This is a genomic window from Nocardiopsis sp. NPDC006832, assembly GCF_040635885.1.
In the GTDB taxonomy this organism is placed as follows: domain Bacteria; phylum Actinomycetota; class Actinomycetes; order Streptosporangiales; family Streptosporangiaceae; genus Nocardiopsis.
This window is the reverse complement of sequence record NZ_JBEYLC010000120.1, coordinates 1-7616: the sequence shown is the minus strand read 5'-3', so window position 1 is coordinate 7616 and position 7616 is coordinate 1. Positions and strand designations below refer to the sequence as shown.

Here is a 7616-nt window from a genome sequence, read left to right as displayed (position 1 = left end):
TGCTCCCTCTGATGATCCAGAACCCATCGCCATGCGCGGACTTGGGTTTCAGGCGGCGTTGGACGGGTCTCTTCGGCACCGTCAAGCACGCCCGTGCCCTGCTCGCGAACGACGTACAGTCCCGCTTCCTCCGTCTGCGACTTTTCCCCGGGAAGCAAAGGAAAGTCGTCTTCGCTGCGCGTACGCTCCGCTTTCGCATTGCGTACGCTCTCAGCCGCCGTGCGGAACTCGCGCATGAGCAACTCATACTCACCGATCAACGCGAACGAGGGCCACGCATGGATGATGCGCGACCACATCGTCGCATCGGCAACCGCGACATTCGCTGCCAGTGAAGCTCCCGAGCCAATGATCAACAGAGTCCAGGGCAGGAGCCCGCCCTTGCGGCCGTTGCGAGCGTCGCTCAACAGCGTCATCGAGGAGGCGACGATCATGCCGTCGACTGACAGTGGAAACAGAGCCGCGCGCCACCCCGGCTCGCCATGGCGAAGCGCCAATTCGTACATGTGGCTGTAGCTCACCACCGCAGCGATGAGCGCTAGCAGCAGCACAGCGGCGATGGTGACCCAGCGGGACCAACGGGGAGAAGTCATTGCACTCACTCCCCCGCGCCCTGACGCTCAGCCCGCGAACCGTGGTACCCGTCCCTGCGGACCTTGGCGTGAGCAGGGAGAAGTTCAATCTGTGGTCCCTCGATCACAGACTGGAGGTTCGCATTGTGTCGGGCTGGGTGCGCCACAAAACCCCAGTTCAAACGGGGTAAGCGAGGACCTCGGAAGAGGTCCTCGCGGCGTTTTCGGGCGATGTGTGCTCCTGGTGTGCTCCCCAGTACAAGACGAGTACAGGTGGGCGTCGACCTCACAGAGCACTTTGCCATCCCGTGACCGTGCGGGTCCGCCGTCGATGTGCCCCCGCACGCCCTTCAACACCCCGCGGCCGCCTCTGAACCCCTACCCTGCGCGGGGGGGCAACCGGGGGCCGGACGAGCCCTCTCAGACGCCCATCGGAGTGTCCAACACAACCGGGGAGATTCACTTCGTGTCGTGTTCATGCCGTGGTGTTGGGACCGACCAGCTCATCAACCACACACCCGTCCGATCCTGTCTACCCGGCCACGCACGACCCCCGTCGACGTGAGGAACGTGCTCTCAAGCTCAGGAAGCCTCTCCGCGTTCTTGTAGAGATCCCTGGCGCTGTTCATGCCTTTCTCGGAAAGCCTCGCGCCGCTCCCGTTCGCGCCGGCTGAAGGCGGCGTTGCGCACCGACTCCTCGCTCTCGAAACCGGACCCGATCGCACCCGCCACCGTGGCCGCCGCCGTCACCAGCACAGGGATCAGCACATAGGTGCCCGCGCTCGTTTGCCCAGCGATGTACGAATCCAGAACCCCTGGCGAGAGCAATACCAGCGCCGCCGTCAGGTTGACCAGATACAGGCCCACATACAAAAAAGCTACTCCGAGGCCCAAGGTCAATACCGTCGTCGCGTTGAACAGCACCGCCTGTTGGCGCTCGTCGCGGGGGCGCGCCCTCACCGGTTCCCACAAGTTGTGGTAAACGATGAGCCATCCAGTCATCACCGACAGCGCTCCCACTACCGCGAGAGCCAGGCGCCAGGCTGACGAAGTGGTCGCGATCTCCCAAACTGTCGTGTTGAGCAAATAGAATGCACTGAAGGCAAAGGCACCGACCAGCGGGCTGGTTAAGCTCCAGGTCAGGCGCCAGGGCCGGTTGGCTCGTACCATCCCCAACAACAAACGCAGATTCCCCCACCGGGAGGAGATCCTGGCATCGACTTCGGGCTGTTCGGGGGTGTGACGCCGAAAACGCGCCGCTAGTAGGGGGATGCGGCTTCGTGCGTGTTGCGCGGTCCCCTCTTGGGGAGTCCCGGGTCTGTGCATATCAGCGACGAGCTGAGCCACTACCGCACCGACCCTGCGCCGCAGCGCCATGACCCCGAAGGCCGGCAACGAGACCACGACTACGCGCCGCTGGCTGTTCATGTCACCCATGATCGCTCGCTTGCCGCTGCGCAAGGGCAGGTCGGTCACGCATACGACCATGTCCCAGCCGCGCTCGGCCAACTTGGTCTCGGCGAGCTCCATCATCGCCGTGTGGCGGCTATCGCTGGGCGGGAGGCGTTCCCAGTGTGCCTGGGCGGCCCAGGTTTGTTCTGAGTCGACTTGTTGAGTCAACAACTGTGGAAGGTCCTGAGCGAGCTGTTCCCCGATCAAAGCTGGCATGGCGACGGGATCAGCGATCACGCCGACCGTAAGGCGGTTCTCGTTCTGGTCCTTCTGACGTTCTGTGTCCGGCAAAACTCCGCCCCTCTTATTGAGTGAGACTCAGGCAGGAAGGCTGATACACAAGCCCTGAAAGAAAACACCAGACCCTGAACCTTGCAAGCTCAGACCTCATTGTCTCAGAAACGGCAGCGGATTCCCTACTGAAATCTTATATGGAAAGAGTGAAAAATGTACCCGCCTCCTCAAGGGGTTATACTTCGATTTTACTGATCTTTGATGAGGCGCTTGACGGAATAGGGCACGGAACCAACCGGACCGATCGGATGAAACCGCGCAACAAACCGGGCTGTCACTGGACCGAGCACAGATGGGACCGCAGCACCCGCTCCAGCTCCTCCGAGCTCCGGAACGCCCGGTTCGCCAGATGGCCCTTCGGGTGTGCCCACAGTGTCTCGCCCGGCACTCCGATTGGGTTTCCGGTTTGTCATGATTTCTGGACTGCTTTTCCGCGGTATTGGCAGCGCCGAGCGTCTGTTTGATGGTCGAGGCAGGGCGCCCCGGTTGGCGCCCGATCGCTCGCAGGCTCTGGCCTTGGTGGTGCAGATCCGCGATCCGTTCCCGGTCGGTCAGAGTCAGAAAACGCGGGTACACCTGCGCTTCGAGCGCGGCTAGGGTTGGCGGAGGGCTGGTCAGGGACTTGGTGGTCGTCTACCCGGTGGGGAGTCCACGCTACGCCCGTCGGTGTAGAGCCAGCTGTTACCGGACTTGCGTACCCTGTGGTCCCAGTCCCGTGCGGTGCGCTCGTTCACCCCGACTTCTCGCGCGGTCTGTCGGGGCACGTGTGCGCAGGCGTTCGTACTCCTGGCGCGCTGGGTACGGCCGTTGTCGGCGTTGTGCGCTCGGCCCGGCCTGACGAGCCCGCCCCAAGGCGGTGTTCCGGTTGATCTCGAGCAGCCGGGCTACCTCGGTGGCGTTGCCGATCTGGTCCATCAGTTCCAGGAACCGTGCTCGCAGACGATCCCGTTCTTCCCTCGAAAACGACACCGTGGTCGCAATGTCCTGAAAGTCAGGGTGTTGCGACCACCGTTAGAACCTGAGCTCCTCCGGGCCCGCGTGGTGTAGGTTGCGTGGCCGACTGGCCGACCAGCGGCGCCGCTCACGCCATGGCGGGCTTGAGTACCACCTTGGTCCAGCCGTCCTCGCGGTTGTCGAAGTGCTCGTAGGCCTCCGGCGCCCTCTGCAACGGCAAGTCGTGGGAGACGATGAAGGACGGCTTCGCGCGGTCCTGGTGGATCATGTCCCGCAGTTGCCGGTTGTAGGCCTTCACCGGCGCCTGGCCGGTACCGATCTTCTGGCCCTGGAACCAGAACGTCCCCATGTCGAAGGTGAGCCGGCCGTTGCGGGCCATCTCGTCCGACGTTCCGGGGTCGGAGGGCAGGAAGATGCCTACGACGCCGATGCCGCCGGTGAACTTCACCGACTTGACCAGGTTGTTCATGGTCATCTCGGGGTGCTCGACACCGAGATGGTCGTGGGCCTGGTAGCCGACGCACTCGCAGCCGCAGTCCGCGCGGCGGCCGTCGGTGAGGTTGAGGATCTGCTCGACCGGGTCGCCCTTGGAGTCGTCCACGGCGATCGCCCCCATCCTCTCCACGAGGCGCAGCCGGTCGGGGTGGCGGTCGACCACCATCACCTGGGACGCCCCTTGGAGCAGCGCGGAGTAGGCCGCCATCAGGCCGACCGGACCCGCGCCGTAGACGACGCAGGACTCCCCCGGCTTGAGCCCGGCCAGGCGGGTGGCGTGCCAGCCGGTGGGGAAGATGTCGGCGACCATGACGTAGTCGTCCTCCTTCTCTGCCGCGTCCTCGGGCAGCCGCAGGCAGTTGAAGTCCCCGAACGGCACGCGCAGGTACTCGGCCTGCCCGCCGGAGTAGGGGCCCATCCCGGCGAAGCCGTAGGCGGCCCCGGCCATCTCCGGGTCGGGGTTGGCCGTCAGGCAGTAGGAGGGCATGCCGGTCTCGCAGTTGCGGCAGAACCCGCAGCCGATGTTGAAGGGCAGGCACACGTGGTCGCCGACCTTGACGCGCTCCACGCCGTCGCCGACCTCGGCGACCACGCCGAGGTTCTCGTGCCCGAGGACCTTGCCGGGCTCCAGGTCGGTGCGTCCTTCGTACATGTGCAGGTCGGAACCGCAGATGTTGGTGGCGGTGATGCGCACGAGCACGTCGGTGGGACGCTCGATCCGGGCATCGGGGACCTCTTGGACGGAGACATCGCGGGATCCGTTGTACACTAGGGCCTTCATGATTTTCTCCAAGATTGGGTGCGGGACGGACTCCGTGGGGCTACCTGCCCTCGCTCCGTCCCCCTGCTCTCCCAGCACCGGGACGAAACAGTCTCACGCCCATGCTTCGGACAAAGCACGTCAAGGTTTCGTGACCGACCGCCACGAGAGCTGGGACGCAGAGTCCCCCAGTCCCGCCACTGGTAGGCCGTGGTTGACGGCCGTTTTCGCCCGTGTGGGCGAAACCTTCCGGGTACGGGGCTTCGGCGTCGCGGCAGCTGAGCAAGCGGCGCGCAGGGACGAAGTACTGCTGGACGTCAACGACATTCAGCTCGGCCACCAGACCGAACTGCGCTGGAATAGCAACGAGGATTGGACGTAGTCAGGCTGTCCCGTCCGTGAGCCACTCATCAGGCGGGAGGAGTTCGACCAGGTTCAGACGCTGTTGGGCCCGCGCAGCCGCACCGGGGAGGAGAGCGCAAAGTTCACCGCACTCGCCGGCGCTACCTGTTTTCGGGGAGCCATCGAGTGCTGTCTGTACGATCGCAGGGCACCGGGGCACTGGGCCGACAGCGACCGTGCTGTCGGTGCCGGTACCCGCAGGAACATGCCCTGGCCAACAGGTTGCACCACCCCCGTAACACCCCTCCACTTTCCTGGCCATAATCGGCACCGCCTGCATCCTCATTTGCTATAAGCATCTGGCCAAACGGGCCGACGACAGAATGACCAAAAGAGGAAGACACCAGGGCAAGTTCTCGATAATCGATCGGACCTTTCATCCGATGGTCGATCGCCTCTGCCCACGAGGAAACCCCAGGCCAGGGCGGGTGAACCCGTATCCTCACCTGGGGCCGGTAGCCCTTGTGGGGCTCCTGGTGTGCTCCCCTGAACCGGCTACCGCACCGGGGCCAGGTTGCTCACCTTGGCCGGCTCCCCGCGCAGCAAAGCGGCGGTCGCCTCAGCTGCCGCTTTGGCGACCTCGGGGAACACCGTCTGATAGGTGTCCTGGGTGAAGTGGGCGGTGGAGTGCCCCAGCTCGGCCGAGACCACCTTCACGTCCGTCCCCGCGGCCAATGCCATCGAGGCGGCCCCGTGCCGCAGCCCGTGCAACGTGATCGGTGGGAGTCCGGCCGCGCGTGCGATGCGGGCGAACCAGTCGCTCACGTGGGAGGGGTGCCACCCCGTGCCGTCTTGTCGGGTGAACACCAACCCCGAATCCACCCAGTCTGGTCCGGCCTTGAGGTGTGCCTGGTTCTGGAACTTCTTCCAGCCCCGCAGCACCTTGACGGTGTCGGTGTCCAACGTGATGGTGCGCTGTCCCGCCTCACTCTTGGGGGTCGAGGTGAACGTGGTCCAGGACAACTGCACCACCTGGGTGCGGATATCCGCTTCTGCATCCGTCAGCCGGGTGTTAGCCCAGGGCAGCCCCACCGCTTCACCCCGGCGAAGACCCTTGACGGCGATCAGATGGAACAGCGGGTGCAACCACACGTACTTCCTGGCATGGGTGAGGAAGGTGCGGGTCTGCTCGGGTGTCCACACCATCACCTCCCCCGGGATGGTGCCGTCCTTCTCCCATTGACGTACCCGGTCAGGTGTCCACACCAGCAGGCGTTTCCTCGGACACGACGGCAACCTCGCGTGTGAGGCTGCGTTGATATTCACCGGCTCCTCGGGGCTGCGCACCGCCTCCGACAGGGCGCTACGAAGCGTGGCGCGGCTCCGGTGCTTGGTGGACAGACTGATCACCCGCTGGTTACGAACCGAGGCCCGCACCTTCGCGTCATCGGACTCCCGGCATTCCAGGATGCGGATGTTGTTCGCCTCGATCGTGTCGAACATCGCCTCGACCCGGGTGAACGTGAGCCGGTCCAACCGCACCTTGCCCAAGTGCGGGATCAGGTATTTACGAAGGTGGCCCTGGTAGGAAGCCCGGGTGTCCTCGGCCAAGTCGGGCTTGGCCTGAATCCACCCCCTGAGATAAGCGCCCACGGTGGGGGCTTCCTTGCGCACATCGGCCCCCGTTCCCAGACGCTTGCGGACCTCCTCGACCGAGGGGAAGCGGGTTCGGGTTTTGAGGGCGTTCTGGATCAGGTTCGCGATCTGCACCTCCACATCCGGTTCCCCTTGGGCCAGGTCCACGAGCGCTTTGAGGTGGTCGAGTACTTCCCAGGCCTGTTCCTGGCTTTCCAGCCCGGTACGGCGGGCCTGCCGGCGCTTTCCCTCGCCTGTGCGGGGTAGTTCGAGTTGGTAACCCCAGTCGCCGTGGCGGGGGTTGAACGCCCCGCCCTGGCGGCGCAGCTTCGGACACCGCACACCCAACGCGCGCCCGGAGTTCTCGTCCCGGCACCCGCAGCGTTTGAACACTCGTCCCTGGTGAGAAGCCACCTACGACTCCCCCTCCTTGTAGTGGTCACCGCGCGCACCGCACCCACCACAACCACCCGAGGTGGAAGGTGTGGGTAGGCCGAGGTGGGCCAGGATTCCCGCAGTGGGGATCCTCCAGGTCCGTCCCACCCGTTGCACAGGCACCGGGAAGGCGCCTTCACGGAGAAGCCGGTAGGTGGTGGTGCGTCCCAACCCGAGCATCCGACCTCACCTGACCCACCTACCCACCACCTCTGAACTGCACGTTTGCGGTGCGGGGCACCACGCATCCACGCTCGACCTCGCCGAGAAGTGCAAGCGGATTGGCCAACAAGCCCACCGAATTTTCCCTCACCCCGAACCGCAACCCGCTACGGGTGGTTTGTCGTTTTTGCTGTTCGGGGCCACCACCGGCCCCACGTGGGCCCGAACCGCCGGGTTCGCCCCCTGGGCGGGGTTCAGGGTTGTGGGGGCGGCGTGGGGCCACACGGGCCCAACACCGCCCCCGCCCCGCTGTCACGCCAACCGCCCTGGCCGGCCCGTTCCCCACAGGGGCTGGCCGTTCAGTCCTGGCGCACGTGTCCGGTGGAGGTCAACCGGGCCCGGTACCGGGCCCGGACCGCCTTAGAGCTCATCTCATTTGGATTCTCGATAGCCTGGCCCGGTGTCGATGGTTGAGCGGTTGGTGCCGGACAAACTGTGGGAGCTGTTTCAACGGG

At 65.0% G+C, this 7616-nt stretch carries 6 protein-coding genes; all 6 read right to left on the bottom strand.

Annotated features, from left to right (window positions below; genetic code table 11):
• On the bottom strand, positions 1–551 hold a 551-nt coding region (locus tag ABZ717_RS28265; RefSeq protein ID WP_358516217.1), incomplete at its 3' end, for a DUF2637 domain-containing protein.
• Between the two features lie 603 nt (positions 552–1154).
• Positions 1155–2315 carry a hypothetical protein gene (locus ABZ717_RS28260; RefSeq protein ID WP_358516214.1) on the bottom strand — a complete coding sequence of 387 codons (1161 nt, stop codon included), beginning with the start codon at positions 2313–2315 and terminating at the stop codon, positions 1155–1157.
• Positions 2316–2411: 96 nt separating this feature from the next.
• The gene (locus tag ABZ717_RS28255; RefSeq protein ID WP_197724892.1) at positions 2412–2894 is read right to left on the bottom strand and encodes a helix-turn-helix domain-containing protein; all 483 of its coding nucleotides are present in this window, start codon (positions 2892–2894) and stop codon (positions 2412–2414) included.
• A gap of 505 nt (positions 2895–3399) precedes the next feature.
• Positions 3400–4548, bottom strand: coding sequence for a glutathione-independent formaldehyde dehydrogenase (locus tag ABZ717_RS28250; protein WP_358516211.1), 1149 nt, complete (start codon positions 4546–4548; stop codon positions 3400–3402).
• Between the two features lie 876 nt (positions 4549–5424).
• Positions 5425–6918 carry a tyrosine-type recombinase/integrase gene (locus ABZ717_RS28245; protein WP_358516208.1) on the bottom strand — a complete coding sequence of 498 codons (1494 nt, stop codon included), beginning with the start codon at positions 6916–6918 and terminating at the stop codon, positions 5425–5427.
• Positions 6919–7119, bottom strand: coding sequence for a helix-turn-helix domain-containing protein (locus ABZ717_RS28240; protein ID WP_358516205.1), 201 nt, complete (start codon positions 7117–7119; stop codon positions 6919–6921).
• Positions 7120–7616: the final 497 nt, after the last annotated feature.